Origin of the sequence: Sphingobacterium faecium (genome assembly GCF_003054045.1) — a bacterium.
Classification (GTDB): Bacteria; Bacteroidota; Bacteroidia; order Sphingobacteriales; family Sphingobacteriaceae; genus Sphingobacterium; species Sphingobacterium faecium.
Window position 1 is genome coordinate 554,639 of sequence record NZ_QBKH01000002.1, and the last position, 15,587, is coordinate 570,225.

The 15,587-nt window shown below is 34.0% G+C and carries 11 protein-coding genes and 1 riboswitch; of the genes, 8 read left to right on the forward strand and 3 right to left on the reverse strand.

The genetic code is table 11. The annotated features are described in order from the left end of the window. Positions 1 to 3 precede the first annotated feature (3 nt). Positions 4 to 2,037: a transglycosylase domain-containing protein gene (locus tag C8N37_RS06670; RefSeq protein ID WP_244914357.1), complete on the forward strand. Its 2,034-nt coding sequence runs from the start codon at positions 4 to 6 to the stop codon at positions 2,035 to 2,037. Further along, positions 2,038 to 2,577, forward strand: coding sequence for a hypoxanthine phosphoribosyltransferase (gene hpt / locus C8N37_RS06675; protein ID WP_108158179.1), 540 nt, complete (start codon positions 2,038 to 2,040; stop codon positions 2,575 to 2,577). Here hpt and C8N37_RS06680 read toward each other — a convergent pair. Further along, complete coding sequence (locus tag C8N37_RS06680) at positions 2,574 to 3,134, reverse strand: DNA-3-methyladenine glycosylase I (protein ID WP_108158180.1); 561 nt, start codon at positions 3,132 to 3,134, stop codon at positions 2,574 to 2,576. The two genes, hpt and C8N37_RS06680, sit on opposite strands and share 4 nt — an antisense overlap. Positions 3,135 to 3,239: 105 nt before the next feature. Between C8N37_RS06680 and C8N37_RS06685 the strand changes: the two genes are divergently transcribed. From C8N37_RS06685 to C8N37_RS06695, 3 genes are all read left to right on the forward strand, one after another. Further along, positions 3,240 to 4,199, forward strand: coding sequence for a DUF4271 domain-containing protein (locus tag C8N37_RS06685; RefSeq protein WP_108158181.1), 960 nt, complete (start codon positions 3,240 to 3,242; stop codon positions 4,197 to 4,199). Between the two features lie 12 nt (positions 4,200 to 4,211). After that, on the forward strand, positions 4,212 to 4,982 hold the full coding sequence (locus C8N37_RS06690) for a uroporphyrinogen-III synthase (RefSeq protein ID WP_108158182.1): 771 nt from the start codon (positions 4,212 to 4,214) through the stop codon (positions 4,980 to 4,982). 367 nt (positions 4,983 to 5,349) lie between these two features. Further along, positions 5,350 to 6,216, forward strand: a complete 867-nt coding sequence (locus tag C8N37_RS06695; protein ID WP_108158183.1) for a cupin-like domain-containing protein — start codon at positions 5,350 to 5,352, stop codon at positions 6,214 to 6,216. Between the two features lie 65 nt (positions 6,217 to 6,281). On the opposite strand, the gene C8N37_RS06700 is transcribed toward C8N37_RS06695, so the two are convergent. Further along, entirely contained in the window at positions 6,282 to 9,158 is a 2,877-nt protein-coding gene (locus C8N37_RS06700) for a PD-(D/E)XK nuclease family protein (protein ID WP_108158184.1), read from the reverse strand. Positions 9,159 to 9,161: 3 nt separating this feature from the next. Next, the gene (locus C8N37_RS06705; protein ID WP_108158185.1) at positions 9,162 to 12,533 is read right to left on the reverse strand and encodes a UvrD-helicase domain-containing protein; all 3,372 of its coding nucleotides are present in this window, start codon (positions 12,531 to 12,533) and stop codon (positions 9,162 to 9,164) included. A 346-nt stretch (positions 12,534 to 12,879) separates the two neighbouring features. Between C8N37_RS06705 and C8N37_RS06710 the strand changes: the two genes are divergently transcribed. The 3 genes from C8N37_RS06710 to C8N37_RS06720 all read left to right on the forward strand — a co-directional run bounded on the left by C8N37_RS06710 (position 12,880) and on the right by C8N37_RS06720 (position 15,351). After that, entirely contained in the window at positions 12,880 to 13,401 is a 522-nt protein-coding gene (locus tag C8N37_RS06710) for a 30S ribosomal protein S16 (protein WP_094773200.1), read from the forward strand. Between the two features lie 134 nt (positions 13,402 to 13,535). Continuing rightward, a complete protein-coding gene (gene rimM, locus C8N37_RS06715; RefSeq protein WP_108158186.1) occupies positions 13,536 to 14,063 on the forward strand; it encodes a ribosome maturation factor RimM in 528 nt (175 codons plus the stop codon). A 164-nt stretch (positions 14,064 to 14,227) separates the two neighbouring features. Then, a riboswitch (SAM riboswitch) is annotated at positions 14,228 to 14,333 on the forward strand. 61 nt (positions 14,334 to 14,394) lie between these two features. Continuing rightward, the gene (locus C8N37_RS06720) at positions 14,395 to 15,351 is read left to right on the forward strand and encodes a methylenetetrahydrofolate reductase (protein WP_045752422.1); all 957 of its coding nucleotides are present in this window, start codon (positions 14,395 to 14,397) and stop codon (positions 15,349 to 15,351) included. Positions 15,352 to 15,587: the final 236 nt, after the last annotated feature.

Here is a 15,587-nt window from a genome sequence, read left to right on the forward strand (position 1 = left end):
AAAATGCGAATCTTGTACATCGTACTGGGAGTTATTTCTATATTTATAATTGCAGGGGGTGTTTTTGCATACCAAAAAAGAGATGGTTTGTTGCTGTCTGCTATTAACAAGGCAAAGGAAAAACTTGCAACTAAATATGATTTAGATCTCAAAATTCAATATTATTCTTTCAAGGGGCTATCTTCTGTACAGTTCCAAAATATCATTTTACAACCTAAGGGAAAAGAACAATTAGCCCATATACAAGATCTGACAGTCTCTGTTCGTATATTTCCGTTATTATTTGGCGATGTTAAGTTAGGTCAAATAATAATGAATAATAGTGCTGTTACATTAATCAAAAAAGACTCTACGAGTAATTATGATTTTCTGTTTAAGAAGAAAAATAGGGATAGTACAACCAATGATAAAGTTGAAACTAATTTTGCAGATTTGGCAGATCGTATGCTTAAAAGTGTATTCTTTAAGATTCCAAAGAATATGGATATGCAAAATTTTGAACTTTCCTATCAGGATGATAGCACTTCGCAGCGGATTTCAATTCCTGAAGCTGAAATTTCTGGTGGAGATCTGAAAACAAAATTTTTACTAAATGAACATGAAGCTGTCTGGAATTTAGAGGGTACTGTTGACCCCGATGGTAAAGAATTGTATCTCCGTTTATTCTCAGATGCTAAAGATGTCGAACTGCCTCTATTAAGACGAAAGTTTGGGTTAAAGGCAAGTTTTGATGCTATTTCCTTTCGACTGAATAAGGTCGATCGTAAAAATAAAGAACTTTTGTCCTTATCTGGTGAGTGGGGTTTTGAAAATTTAAAACTTAATCATTGGAGAATTTCTGATAAAGATGTTTTATTTCCTGAGGGTTTGATGAGTGGTACATTAAACATTGGGAAGAATTATCTGGAGGTCGATAAGGAAAGTAAAGTTAAAGTAAAAGAATTTGAATTCAATCCATATGTTAAATATGTCCATAAACCCAGTAAACAATTAGCGCTTGCTATTCATACCGATCGTATAGAAGCTCAAAAGTTTTTTGATGCGATTCCACAGGGCTTATTCCATTCATTAGAAGGAATACACGTTTCTGGACACATGCAATACGATCTAAATTTTGCGTTGGATTTCAAAAAGCCAAATGAAGTTGTCTTTACTTCAAAAATGGATGACAAAGATCTAAAAGTAGAAAAATGGGGTAATGCTAATATCCAAGAATTAAATACAGCTTTTACTTACACGGCTTATGAAAAGGGAGAGCCCATGCGTACAATTGTATTGGGGCCTCAAAATAAAGATTTTACACCTTTGGGACAGATTTCAAGATATATGCAAATATCATTAATCAATACGGAGGATCCCTTCTTTTTTTCTCATAATGGTTTTCAAGAAGAAGCGTTTCGTCTATCTATAGCAACAAATTTAAAAGAGAAAAAATTTAAGCGAGGTGCAAGCACAATCTCGATGCAATTGGTGAAAAATGTTTTTTTAAATCGTAATAAAACAGTTGTACGTAAAGTGGAGGAAATTATATTAGTTTGGTTGATGGAGTCATCTAGACAGGTGAGTAAGAAGCGACTTTATGAAGTTTATCTAAATGTGATCGAGTGGGGCAATAATGTTTATGGTATTACTGAGGCTGCACGTTATTACTTTGGTAAGAAACCCGCAGACTTAAATTTAGGAGAAAGTATCTTTTTGTCCAGTATTGTTCCTAGACCTAAGACGGGTCTATATTCTTTTGATTGGACAGGACATCTGAAGTCAAATATGATCCGCTATTTTAATACCTATGGTCATATCATGGTCAAGACTAGGCAGATTGGAATAGATTCCACTGTATCAAATTATGGTTTCTATCAAGTTGAATTAGTACCACATTTGCGTTCTGCAAGGCCTGCTTTTGTAGACTCATTGCAGACAGATTCTTTAGATATAGGAGAAGATGAAGACAGCTTTTTAGATTTGGATGAAACAACAGAAGCGCATAAACGATCTATTTTTGATAAACTATTAGGGCGAAATAAAGAAGAAAAATAAATGAAGCAGATACAGATAGATCAATTACATTTTGAATTGATGATTGATGACAATCAAATTCAAAAGCGAATACGCTTGATCGGTGTTGATATTAATCACCGTTATGAGAATAAAAATCCAGTATTTATTGGAGTATTAAATGGATGTTTCATGTTTATGAGTGATTTGCTTAAGCAGGTTGTAATCCCATGTGAGATGTCTTTTGTGAAGTTGTCCTCTTATCATGGAACCGATCAGGGTGATATGCATGAACTCATTGGATTAGGTATAGATCTTAAAGGAAGAGATGTTATTATTGTCGAAGATATTGTTGATTCGGGGAACTCTTTAAAATATACAATTGCTGCTATCGAGAAAATGCTACCTGCTAGCGTTGTTGTCTGTACTTTATTATTAAAACCTGAATGTTTACAATATGATTTTGAAAACATTCAGTATGTAGGTTTTGAAATTGAGAAAGAGTTTGTAGTGGGCTATGGCATGGATTATAATGGTCTTGGTCGTAATATTCCAGATATTTATAAAAATATTCCCGCTTAATTCCTAAACGAGCAAGAGTTAAAGTGATCATTGACCATTCCTACAGCTTGCATATAGGCATAACAAATTGTTGAACCGAAAAATTTAATGCCTCTTTTTTTTAGGTCTTTAGAAATGGAATCAGATTCTGTAGATGTAATCACTGCATCTTTTGGTGTGACGATATTATGTTCTATACGTTCCTGATTGGGCATAAAACTATATAGATACTGGTAAAAGCTACCAAATTCCTCTTGTATCTTGATGAAAATCTGAGCATTCGTTATAGAAGTTTCAATTTTTCTTCTATGGCGAATGACTCCAGAATTTGTCAAGATATCTTCCACTTTTTTTGGTGTGAATTTTGAAACTGCCTGTACATCAAAGTCGGCAAATGCTTCTTTGTATTGCTCTCTTCTTTTTAAAATAGTAATCCAGCTTAGTCCAGCTTGAGCAGATTCTAAAATCAAGAATTCGAAAAGAGTTTTATCATCTTTTACTTGTTTACCCCATTCTAAATCATGGTATTCCATATAAAGCGGATCATTGCCGCACCATAAACATCTTGTTGTTGACATCAGTTATCGTTTAATTTTTTCATGAAGTTAAGAAAAGCGTTTGTAATGTTTTTTTTCTAAGCCAAATTTTATCCTAACTTTACAACTCTTAAGAATTTCAAATCAATGCAGGTGAGGTTAAGCTACATTATTCAGTTTATTTTTTTCTTTTTTATGTTGTCTGCTCAACAGGCAAAAGGACAGGAGCTGACTGATTCAATGGTGGTGCTTTTGGCTGATTCTACTGCAGTACAGGATACAGTTGCTCAAGTTGTGGTTCCAAAAGGACAAGAGTCGCTTTATCCTTCTGTTGCAAAGCCCTATCGGATACTAGACGTTGTAGGAGATGAGATTATCCTTCATAATTTGAATTCTTATGCTATCACACAGTATTTTTTAACAAGTGACCTTCAGGGTAAGGATAAAGTGCATGTTGGAATTTTAAAATATGAGCGTAAAAGATGGGTGCTATTTACCAGTTTATTTCTTTTCTTGGCATTTGCCATTGTTCGTTTTTTCTTTTCTTCAGATGTCAAATTAATTGTATCAGCCTATTTTAACGAACGTATAATTGTACAGGTGAGTAAGGAAGATACCATTCTGACATCTTGGCCTTTTATTTTTTTATATCTTCTTTTCTCTTTAGCACTCAGTCTTTTTGTCTGTATATTTTATGCTTATATCTTACAGAGGTTTGATTTTCTGTCATTTACCAATTATTTAAAAGTCTCGGCAATAATTGCAATTATATTTGCTTTGAAAATAGGGTTTATTCGATTTATCGCTTTTGTTTTTGAAATACAGCGTTTAGTGAAAGAATATGTTACAATCTTATATTTAATTTACTTTAATTCATTGTTATTTTTACTGCCGATTGTACTTGTTGTAAGTCTTGTCCCACTCAGTTATCTGTCTTATATCTTTAGTTTCACTGTAATTGTAGGTGTTTTATTGTTTTCCTATCGGTTTTTGCGAACAGCACTGAATGTGGTATCTCAACAGCAGTTTTCAGTTTTTTATTTAATTTTGTATCTTTGCTGCCTAGAAATAGCACCTATTTTAATATTAGTGCGACTACTAAGCTAATTAAATGATAATATGCAAACTTCCGACGTAGAAAGAGCGAAAAAGGTAAAAAGTATATTGGTAACCTTGCCAAAGCCTGAAAATGATAAGTCACCATATGCTGCATTAGCACTGAAGTATAATTTAAAACTTGATTTTAGAGGTTTCATCCACGTAGAGGGTGTTCCAGCTCGTGATGTTAGAAAGGATAAAGTAAATCTTGCTGATTTTACGGCAGTTATTTTCACAAGCAGAAATGCTGTAGATCATTTTTTTAGAGTCTGTGAAGAAATGCGATTTGAAGTATCATCAGAATTGAAATATTTCTGTATTTCCGAGACGATCGCATTGTATCTTCAAAAGTATATTCAATATCGCAAACGTAAAATTTTCTTTGGAAAACAAACGGCTAAAGATTTGGAAGATGTGCTTAAGAAGCATAAGGATGAAAACTTTTTATTTCCTTGTTCGGATGTTGCTAATGAAGAAACAAGTAATTGGTTAAAAGTTAATGGCTATAAGTTTACACCTGCAGTTTTATTTAAGACAGTGGTGAGTGACTTATCAGATTTGAAAGATGTATTTTATGATATCATTGTTTTCTTTAGCCCTTCCAGTGTACAATCTCTATATGAAAATTTTCCAGATTTTAAGCAAAATAAGACAAGAATTGCGGCATTTGGAACAAGTACGCAACAAGCATTATTGGAGCATGGCTTAGTTTTGGATATTCCTGCACCGACACCGAAAGCTCCAAGCATGACCATGGCCGTCGAGGAATATGTTAAGATGGTGAATAAATAGAAAAATCTACATCTCGATTATTTTTGTGCATGTTTGCGCATCTGAATAATTTTCTGGTCTATTTCATCCAAAATGGATTGTGTAGCTCCATAAGAAAGAAAGATTTTTAAATAGGTGAACTGATATCAATAAATACGCTTAAAAATAGGCTTGATAGTCTCAATTACGGCATAAATATGATTTTGGGTCACTATAAATAAAATATGAAATACGATTTAATGACATTTGTCATTTAGTTATTTAGAATATTTCTACTAACTTATGTGCTAAATTAGTACTTTAGCGATAGTGATTGTTTTAATCGCTGCATAAGTTTAAGTAGAAATATTTTTTTTAAGTTTGTAGTAGTTGTAAAAACAGATAGCTTGTGAAATTAAAACCAGTTGATAGTATCTCAGGAATAACTCCAAAAGAATTTGTAAAAGATTACTTAAAAAAAGGTCAGCCTGTAATTATTAAAGACTTTATAAGTAAGGATAGTACATGTTGGAATAAATGGAGTTACGATTATTTCAAGAAAATTGCAGGTCAAGAGCAAGTAGATGTATATGGACGCGAAGAAGATTCTCAAAATCATGCAGCGAGTCCTCCCGTTGGAAAAATGACTTTAGCACAATACCTTGATAAAATAAGTGCAGAACCAACTGAGTTACGTTTGTTTCTTTTTAATCTTCTAAAGATTAGACCAGAACTTAAAAAGGATGTGACCTATAATGACGTTACCGGTGGTAAAGTAATCCAGTGGCTTCCTTATTTGTTTTTTGGAGGCGAAGGATCATCAACACGTAATCACTTTGATATTGATATGTCCCATGTATTCATATCGCAATTCCAAGGTTCGAAAAGAATTTGGTTATTCCCAAATGATCAGTCAGACTTATTATATAAATTGCCTTATAATTTTCATAGCATTGCTAATCCTAAAAAAAGTACAGAGGAAGACTATCCAGGATTGAAATATATTGAAGGTTATGAAGCCGTAATTAACCCAGGTGATACTCTATATATGCCAGCAGGTTGGTGGCACTATATTCAGTATGATACGGAAGGATACTCCATCTCTGTTCGTGCTTTGGCAAATACGTTCTCTGAAAAATTGAAAGGTGCACGTAATCTATTTATAACACGTTACTTTGATGATGCGATGCGTAAAATATTTAAAAAGAAATGGCTAGATTATAAGATTGAGATGGCTAAAAAAAGAGCACAGCGAGCCATTAGAAAAATAAAATAATATCAATTTTAGGATAAAAATAAAACTCCACCCGGTACAAGGTGGAGTTTTTTTATACCCTTAGATTATTCATCATCTTCCTCGTTTATTGCATTTTTATAAAATAGAATGTAAGGATCAGAATCATATACATTTGCTTTCGGATCATGTTTAAAAGGAATTTCTGGATTGAATATTTCCTCTAAAATGGTTTTTAAAAATATTACAAATTCCTTTTTAACCTCATCTAAGTAGATGGATTCTAATATTTCGGATTTCGCATAAAACAAAGTTCCTTCTTCTCTCATCTTTCGGGCAACATATAAATTTGGTTCGATACCGATTCTTCCAGTAACTTGTTCATAGACATAGGTGTAAAATAAGGTTTGAACTAGTGCTTTGTTTTCCGTATTCTTGATAAACACTTTATCCAATCCTTTAAAATTTACTTCATCAGCTCCTGTTTTATAATCAACGATTCGAATCTTGACCGTTTTATCTTTTAAAAGTACCTCATCTACACGGTCAATAATACCATATATACATACCTGTTCTTCTTTTCCTTGTACTTCAATAGGGAAATTCATCACATAATCTTCATCATTCTCCAGTTCTATAATCTTGATCCCGATGAAATGGTCAACATCGTGTTGAATAAGTAGCCGTACATATTCGGATGCAATTTTATGCATGATACGCTGGAGACTGTTTAACGAATTTAATCCTGTTCCTTCCAGTTGATACAATTCGATAATTTCGGAAACTATCAAAGCATCAATTGTGGTTAAAGATTTTTCCAATTCCTGTATAGAGACAAACTGATCAGCACCTTTAAATGGCAGGTAGACTTTTTCCATCACATTGTGTATCACTGTACCCAAATTATTCATTTCAAATTCTTGTGTAATACTGGGAGGTTCTTTGATTTCTGCCACGTATTTTAAAAAGAATTGTAATGGAGATTGTAAGTAAGTCGTGAGTGCTGTTGCAGAAATTTTCTTTTTCTTTTCGATAAAATCGACATATAATTTATCCCATATTGCGCCCCTTTTTTCCACTGTCAGCTCTTCTAGATCTGGTAAAAACGTAATATTCTGCTGTTGATTATGTTTTAAAAATTTGAAATTACTTTCAAACTCCAACTGCTTGATAAAACGACTTTCTTCACCAGAGGAGCTTTCACTAACAATGCCGTTATAAAGGAGATGAATCCCTTCACTGTATTGAAAGTGACGATAAAATAAATAAGCAGAAAGAGCATCTTGATTTTCTAGAATTGGCAGTCCGTAAGCTTGTCTTAATGAATTAGGAATAAATGTTGGGGAGCTTGAGGTTTTAGGTAATATACCCTCATTGGCACCTAAGACATATACATGATCAAAATTAAGACAGCGGCTCTCTAAGAGACCCATGATCTGTAGCCCTTCGAGCGGATTACCTTCAATAGCCGAATTGATATTGGCAATTGCTTTACTGATAAGTCCCAATTGAAAAGGTAAGCTCAGCGGTTGAAGCGATTCTAAACCAAGATTGAGCTGGTTTAATGTCTTTCTTACCTCGATCAACAAGTTGCTGTCAATTTGTTTTATACGGTCTTCTTGAGCAAGATTAGCAAGTAGATTGTCAACGATATGAATCAGTATAGCAATAGTTTCTTCGATTCGGATGATCGGGTGGAAAAAATGTACTAAACTTGAACTTTTGAATACAAGTTCTTTAACTTCCACTTCAAATAGTTGTTTATCCGAAATTAATTTTTGAATGGATTGTTTCTCTTGTTTTGAAACGTTCGTCAACGGATGATTGATGAATGTTTCAATAAGCGTATAAGGTATTTTTGTTTTTTTCTGATGTGTGATCAGGTGCTGAACTTCCATCCACAATTCAATAATGCCATAGATGGGCGATTGAGTTAAGGGAAAACCTGTTGTAATGTTTGGTTTTACATCAGGCAGACTTTGTAATAAAGAAACCAATAATGATTCATCAGCGAGAAGAATAGCCGAAGATTTACCCTCCTTTTCATTATTTTCTAAGATGTCATGTAGCAGTTTTGTCTGGGATACATTACCCGTTGCTGAGTATAGATGAACTTCAGATTGACGATTACCAATTACATTGGAGCTATCGCCTAAAGCATTTATCAAACCGGTTTGATAAATATTCCGACGGATGAATAGACCAGCTTCCTGTTGTTGATCATCTAGATAATAGGCATCTGCATCAAAGTAAAAGAGCGCTAAGCCTTCCTCTTGCCATTTTTTAAATAGAGTAGCTTCTGTTTTGCTCAAAGCATTGAATCCAACAAAAATAATCGTTTTATAATTCTTGTGGAATTCTTGATTTTTTGCTTTTCCATCCACAATATCCCGATAGATTGTCGGCATATTTGTCATTCTCTTCACTTGTAATTGTTCTTTAAAAGCGCGGTATAAGAGCGGAAGACGTCGCCATAGTTTTAAAAATCTTTCTTGTACAGCAGAGTGGCCTGCAATGGAGAAAGATTGCCAAAACTGACGTATAAAGTCCTGTTGTTCTGAAGTAAAATGTTGAAATTGCAAATCAATCTGTGTATTGTCAAACAATTCCATAAAAATTTCATCAATATCAACTAAATCGTAGTCAATTTGTGAGAAGTCACCTAATATAGTTTCTGCGATTGGATAAAATTCTTCTAAAGTCTCTGCTTCATGACCTTCCTTGGATAATAGCTCATTATGCAAATGGTAAAGAATGAAAAACTGTGCAATAGGAGTTGCTTCTGCCAAATGGGTTGACAGCCGGAAAAATTCTTGGATCGTAAAAAAATGTGGTGACCAAATTGCTTGTCCGTACACTTCAGCTAGATGTTGTTTAAGATAAGTGATCGGTCTCTTGTTGTTAAATATAATAGCGGTTTCGTGTAGATCCTCTCCGAAGCGGTTCTTTAAATCGATAGCGACGTCTTTTAAAAATGGATTCATTTCTTAATTTTTTGCATGTAATAAAACCTCTACTAAATCATTTGATTTGGCATAAAATAAGAACCCTTTTACATTCTTATAGCCTAATTCCTCCAATGTTCTGACATATTGCTTGACCTGCTTTTGATGTGACATAGCTTCGCTCTGGGTAAATTTAAAGTCCAGCACAATCGTTTCATTTTCGCTAGTGAATACTTTGTCGGGACGTAAGGTTTCACCTTTAGCAGTGATGATTGCCGATTCATTCCAAATTTTAAAATCACCAGTCAACCACATATTGATTTGTTGATGTTGCCATATTTGGTTGACTTCATGTAGAATTGCAGATTTCTCAGCTGGTGTAAATATTCCTTCTGAAATGTATTGATTAATGATGGTCTCAATTTCTGATTGTGTAGTTACGATGGACATGATTTCATGTGCCATTACGCCGTATTGTGAAGCTTTGTCCAGTAATAAGATGCTGTTAATGGTACGTTGTGAGGATTTTTCAAAAGCTTTATCCAATTCTTTTGAAACAGGATAGTGTTCCAAGGCTATTTTCCCTATTTCAACATGATCACTTTTTTGTCGAGTTATAATATGATCGATGTTTATTTCATTATTTATTAAAGTAAAGTCTCCTTTATGATTATCCAATACTTGATAGACGATATCACTGATTAAATCATTCTTTACGTCCATGCCTATAATTTCTCCTGTTTTTTTGTCTACGAGCTGTTTAAAAGCAGGTGCGGATATATAAAGATGTTCTATTGCTCGAGTGGTTGCAACATAGAACGTATTGAGTGCATCCATATAATTAAAAACCATCTCTTCATAGTACTTCTGATATAGGGTAGATTGTCCTAGAGAAGAAGTATACTTAATGGGTGCTTTCCCTATGGCTTCAAGAGCTGTTCCTTCGGTATCTATCCAAAAGTTGCCATTGACCATGCCATCTAAAGTCCAATTGCAAAATGGAATCATAACCACATCATAAGCTAATCCCTTTGATTTGTGGACTGTGGTCACTTCAATAGCATCTACTTTACCAGAAGAGGGTAATACCGATTTTATACCATCTTCTTCCCAAAAGATCAAAAATTGATTAATCCCGCGCTCTCCATTTGTCGAAAAATTAGCAATCATATCTTTAAAGGCCAATATATAAGGTAGATGGGCATTATGTAAAGAAGTCAATCCGTAAGCTTCTATCAACTTTTCAACCAGATGGACCAAAGGAAGTTTCTGCCAGTGCTCCCAGTTTTCTAGCAATTCTTTTGGTAGCTCTCCTTGCAAACTCTGAACATCATTTTCTTTAAATTTTAACCAGACATCAGCACTAAAACTTTTCCCTTTTTGAATAATATGATAAAGATGTGTGAGTTTTGCTTTATATAGTACATGTTTATCACTATTGAATACAAAAGCCTTAAGTGTTTCAATCAGTAATTGTATCCCCTCATTTGCCTCTAACGCGAGTGCATCTCCAGATATAACTTCAAATTGTAGCTGTTTTTCATTTCTATAATTCATCAGTTCATGGATAATCAATCTTGCCTGCTTATTTGATCGTACAAGAATTCCAATTTGATTTGCGCGATATCTGCCTGATGTAATCCACTCGTCAATTTGTTGACATAAAGAGCTAACAGCAAGTTCCTCCACCTGTGAGCTTCTCCTTACATTATTTTCCACTTCCAAATACTTGACAGTGATGGAACCATTTTGTAATTTATCTTGGAGTTTGTACTCTGGTACTTGTTGTGAAGCGCCTTCGTAAGCTTTTATAATCATGTGGTTATAGCCCATTTCGTTCCACCAAGATTGTCCTTCATCGCTAAGATCAGCTGCAATATGCTCGTTTAATAGTTTTTGAATATGACTTGGGATAGTCTCAAATAAATAGTTGTTAAAATGGATAATATTTGGGAGACTTCTATAGTTGACATCTAATGAACCATTTTCTATCAATTCTTGCAGATCTTCTTCATTTGAAATATGAAAGGCATGTGCGACTTGTTTTTCTGCTTGTTCCAGTAATATGCGCCAATCACCGTTTCTCCACCGGTAGATACTTTGTTTGACATCACCAACAATTAAATGCTCTGAAAGATCTCCAGAGGCATTTCCAAGTGCGTTGATCAATAATGGGCTATAATTTTTCCATTGGATGCGTGAAGTATCTTGAAACTCATCAAATAGAAAGTACTGGTAACGATTGCCGATTTTTTCCCAAATAAAAGTAGGATCTCCATGTTGATCTAATCCCAGTTTATTCAATTGAATTTGAGCATCTGAAATTAATTGAGCATTGTTTTCCTTACGCCATTGTGCCAATAAGTCACTCATCTCTTTCATAAGACGGAGATAGTAAAAATTTTTTTGGAATGCTTCGTAAGTGATATACGTACTGAATTTATCTTTTAATATTTTAAAGTTTTTTAAAACCGGAAATAGCGCCTGCTGCAAAGCGTAATTGATTTCTTTTTTACCGTCTAAAAAGGCATCTTCCTTATCCATTAAATCAACATATTTAGTGATAATCTCTTGGAGTTTTGACGTACTTTGTTTGAATACATTGATCGTTGAATTGGATAGCGAATAAATGGGATTTCTGCTTTTTCCTTTTAAATCAGCAGAATCAATGTTTAAGGATTTAAATGTCGCTGTAAAGTTTTTGATCTCTTCACGTAATGCTTCTAAGAATACCTGAGTAAAATTTTCTATTTCCTTATTTAGGGTATTAAATACTTTATCCGAATTTTGTGATAATAGATGTTTGTCAAATTCTTTGAAGTTTTCTGAAAAGATTTCATTCGCCAGATTAGTCAATTCTCTACGGTAGTTCCAATTTTCATTGTTTGATATCTTTTTTTCGGCAAATTCAATGATCCATTCCAATAGATCCGGACGCTTATCCAACAGTTGATTTAGCATGACAGTAAGCTCCTGTCGTACTCTACTGGTATTCATTTCTATTTTATATGCTGCGTCCAAATTGAGCTCATAGGTAAAACTTCGAATAACTTTTTGAGAAAATCCATCAATAGTACTGATGGTAAAGTGACTGTAATCATGTAATATCTTGCGATAGACACGGTAAGCCTTTTCTTGAATATAGCTTGTATTCCAATGTGGAAATTGCGTTAATAATAAACTTCTATAATCCTGTATTTTTCTACTTTGATCACCGAGAGCTAGCCCTTTAAGTACCGATAAAATTCTTTCTTTCATCTCAGCCGTTGCTTTATTTGTAAAGGTGACGGCTAGTATTTCTCGATAACTGTTTTCTTTTGAAAGTAATAGCGTTAGGTAATGTACAGTTAAGCTGAACGTTTTACCAGAACCTGCAGAGGCTTTTAATATTTTTAATGGAGCTATTAATGACATGAATTCAATTTGATTTGGAAGGATGAAAATACACTTATTAATTTGAATAGACAAAATTGTATGCGCGTCTATTATTTAACAATAGACGTAAAATTACAAATAAATTTCTCGTATTAAATCGCTTGTTTTCTGTTATAAACGCAGATTATATTCTTTTAAACGGATGATTTTTACAGTCCAAATATGGCATACTACTGTTTTGAAGTGTGGTAGGCTAGCATCTTTCTTATTTCGTGGAGGTTGACTGTTATATTTAGCTTTTTACTTTCACAAATCCTTTGTATCTTTGCGTCCCCTCTTACATGAAGTACGGGGGATATGTTGAATACATAAATAACAAGAAAACATGGCAACTAAAATCAGATTGCAAAGACATGGTAAAAAAGGACGTCCTTTTTACCACTTAGTAGTAGCAGATGCACGTGCTCCACGTGATGGTAAATTCATCGACCGTATTGGTTCTTACAACCCAAACACAAACCCAGCGACTATCGTTTTGGATTTTGAAAAAGCTTTGGATTGGATGAATAAAGGTGCTCAACCTACTGACACAGCTCGTACTATCCTTTCGGATAAAGGTGTTTTGTACAAAAAACACTTATTAGGCGGTGTTAAAAAAGGTGCATTTGATGAGGCTGCTGCTGATGCTAAATTTGTTGCTTGGACTGAAGCTAATGATGCAAGAATCGCTGGTAAAAAAGACGGTTTAGCTAATACAAAAGCTGAAACTAAGAAAATTGCATTAGCTGCTGAAGCTAAGAAAAAAGAAGAAAAAGCTGCTGCTATTGCTGCTAAAAATGCTCCAGTTGCAGAGGAAACTCCTGCTGAAGAAACTGAAGCTCCTGCTGCAGAAGAAACTGAAGGATAATTTTTCTTTCATACAGTATCAAGAAAGCCGGTTCGACATGATCCGGCTTTTTTTATAAAGAAAATAACTCCTATTGCCAAGAAGTACTGCAATTTTGTATTTATATTTTTAAATTTGCCCTTTCAAATTAGAACATGACCATAGAAGAAAGTTTTTACATCGGTTATATTAGTAAAACACGAGGATTAAAAGGAGAGCTACAGCTTTTTTTTGAATTTGAAGATTATCAGGATTTAGATTTTGATGTCTTATTTGTTGAAGTCAATAAAAAATTAGTTCCTTATTTTGTCGCTAATATTAAATATCAAACCAATAGCACCGCTTATTTGAATTTGGAAGATGTAGATCATATTGATAAAGCACAGCCCTTAGTACGTAAGAAGGTATATCTGCCTCATGATAAAATGCCTGAACGTGATCCTGATGATTTCAGATATACGGATTTAATTGGGTATTTGGTGATTGATGAGGTGCATGGAGAACTTGGTGAAATTACACATGTGCAGGAAATGCCGCAACAGTTTATAGCTACTGTTGACTTTAATGGCAAGGAACTTATGTTCCCATTAAATGATGATTTAATGCTTGGTATTGATGCAGAAGATCAAGTACTAGAAGTCGATTTGCCCGAAGGCTTAGTTGAGTTATATAAAGAAATTTAACATATTCATAATAGAATATGAAGAAACATAAGCTACTACACATCTTTGTGTAGTAGCTTTTTTATTTTAATAACACGGTTTTTGTAACTCCTGAACGTATGATTTTTTTAAACAAGCTTCTAATATTATTTTGATTATAAATTTCTATTACCGATATTAGCCGATGCTTATAGAGAAAGGCAGAGGGACTAGACCCAATGAAGCCTTAGCAACCTGTTATTTTATAAGGTGCTACATTCTACCCCAACTCAGAGATGGGAAAGATAAGTTGAAACAAGTTTACTTGTGCATTTCGATGTAAGCCAACCAAAATCATATTTAAAAAAAATTAATGAAAATCGTTGATCATATCAGTAATGCCAAAGGAAAAACTTTGTTTTCTTTTGAATTGTTGCCTCCAGCTAAGGGGCAGGGTATCCAGAGTATTTTTAAAACAATGGATGCACTTATGGAATTCAAGCCTCCCTTTATCGATGTGACTTATCATAGAGAAGACTATATGTATAAGAAACACGAAAGCGGTTTATTAGAGCGTGTGGCTTATCGTAAACGTCCAGGAACAGTTGCTATCTGTGCTGCTATTATGAATAAGTATAAAGTGGATGCTGTTCCTCACCTGATATGTGGAGGATTTACGAAAGAGGAAACGGAGAATGCATTAATTGATCTCAACTTCTTAGGGATTGATAATGTATTGGTATTGAGGGGAGATGCACGAAAAGGTGATTCTGATTTTATTCCAACAGATGGTGGACATGCATTTGCAACGGATTTATTGCAACAGGTAGTTGATATGAATCAGGGACAATATCTCCATGAAGATATTGCTATATCTGAAAAAACAAACTTTTGTATTGGTGTAGCGGGTTATCCAGAGAAACATTTTGAAGCGCCTAATTTTAATACCGATTTCAAATGGTTAAAAAAGAAAGTAGAGATGGGAGCAGAGTTTATCGTTACCCAAATGTTTTTTAATGTAGAAAAATACAAAGAGTTTGTTACTAAATGTAGAGAAAATGGTATTCATGTTCCTATTATACCAGGATTGAAACCTTTGACAACTAAAAAGCAATTGATTACCCTACCTAAGATTTTCCATTTGGATATTCCCGAAGAATTGAGTGAGGCAGTCTCTGCATGTAAAAGTAATGCTGATGTGAGACAGGTGGGAGAGGAATGGTTAGTACAGCAGTGTAAAGAATTAATCGATTTCGGGGCTCCCGTTTTACATTTTTACACCATGAGTAATCCTGGTCCAACAAAAAGTATTGTAGAAAAGTTATTCTAAACCTACCTATTTAACGATCAGCCTGCTACAGAGATGATGCAGGTTTTTTAGAAGTAGTATTTTTTTATGGTATTTAATTAAAATCAATTAAGCTAGCGATCAACGTATTGCTCGCTCGTAATGTGAAATTTTTAATAGATCATCTGTATTATTAACAGCTGGCTGCTGATAAACCAGAAAGTGGATTAGAAGTCCGAAATATTAAAAAAGCTCTTGACGCTGTTGACTTGTATAAT

What these genes read in the sequence shown, in the direction of transcription:
- C8N37_RS06670 (WP_244914357.1), top strand. Translation starts at nt 4, where the DNA reads ATGCGAATCTTGTACATCGTACTGGGAGTTATTTCTATATTTATAATT.
- hpt (WP_108158179.1), top strand. Translation starts at nt 2,038, where the DNA reads ATGAAGCAGATACAGATAGATCAATTACATTTTGAATTGATGATTGAT.
- C8N37_RS06680 (WP_108158180.1), bottom strand. Translation starts at nt 3,134, where the DNA reads ATGTCAACAACAAGATGTTTATGGTGCGGCAATGATCCGCTTTATATG.
- C8N37_RS06685 (WP_108158181.1), top strand. Translation starts at nt 3,240, where the DNA reads ATGCAGGTGAGGTTAAGCTACATTATTCAGTTTATTTTTTTCTTTTTT.
- C8N37_RS06690 (WP_108158182.1), top strand. Translation starts at nt 4,212, where the DNA reads ATGCAAACTTCCGACGTAGAAAGAGCGAAAAAGGTAAAAAGTATATTG.
- C8N37_RS06700 (WP_108158184.1), bottom strand. Translation starts at nt 9,158, where the DNA reads ATGAATCCATTTTTAAAAGACGTCGCTATCGATTTAAAGAACCGCTTC.
- C8N37_RS06705 (WP_108158185.1), bottom strand. Translation starts at nt 12,533, where the DNA reads ATGTCATTAATAGCTCCATTAAAAATATTAAAAGCCTCTGCAGGTTCT.
- C8N37_RS06710 (WP_094773200.1), top strand. Translation starts at nt 12,880, where the DNA reads ATGGCAACTAAAATCAGATTGCAAAGACATGGTAAAAAAGGACGTCCT.
- rimM (WP_108158186.1), top strand. Translation starts at nt 13,536, where the DNA reads ATGACCATAGAAGAAAGTTTTTACATCGGTTATATTAGTAAAACACGA.
- C8N37_RS06720 (WP_045752422.1), top strand. Translation starts at nt 14,395, where the DNA reads ATGAAAATCGTTGATCATATCAGTAATGCCAAAGGAAAAACTTTGTTT.